The sequence below is a fragment of the Aeromonas intestinalis genome, assembly GCF_054052485.1.
Window position 1 is genome coordinate 1 of sequence record NZ_JBSTYK010000037.1, and the last position, 565, is coordinate 565.

The 565-nt window shown below is 52.4% G+C and carries 1 rRNA gene; it reads right to left on the reverse strand.

The features are described 5' to 3' along the window. Positions 1-459 (reverse strand): 16S ribosomal RNA (locus tag ACW5W7_RS21285); the annotation flags it as partial. Positions 460-565: the final 106 nt, after the last annotated feature.

The following is a 565-nucleotide window of genomic DNA, read 5'->3' on the forward strand; positions in this document are numbered from 1 at the left end:
ACCCTTTCCTCCTCGCTGAAAGTGCTTTACAACCCGAAGGCCTTCTTCACACACGCGGCATGGCTGCATCAGGGTTTCCCCCATTGTGCAATATTCCCCACTGCTGCCTCCCGTAGGAGTCTGGACCGTGTCTCAGTTCCAGTGTGGCTGATCATCCTCTCAGACCAGCTAGGGATCGTCGCCTTGGTGAGCCATTACCTCACCAACTAGCTAATCCCACCTGGGCATATCCAATCGCGCAAGGCCCGAAGGTCCCCTGCTTTCCCCCGTAGGGCGTATGCGGTATTAGCTACCGTTTCCAGTAGTTATCCCCCTCGACTGGGCAATTTCCCAGGCATTACTCACCCGTCCGCCGCTCGCCGGCAAAAGTAGCAAGCTACTTTCCCGCTGCCGCTCGACTTGCATGTGTTAGGCCTGCCGCCAGCGTTCAATCTGAGCCATGATCAAACTCTTCAATTTAAGTTTGGTTGCCTATAAAGGCGGCTCAATGAATTGCTGAATTAACTGCTGCAACTTTCGTTGCGTTGGTCACTTCATCAGACATTGAAAATCAAAAATTGTTTTT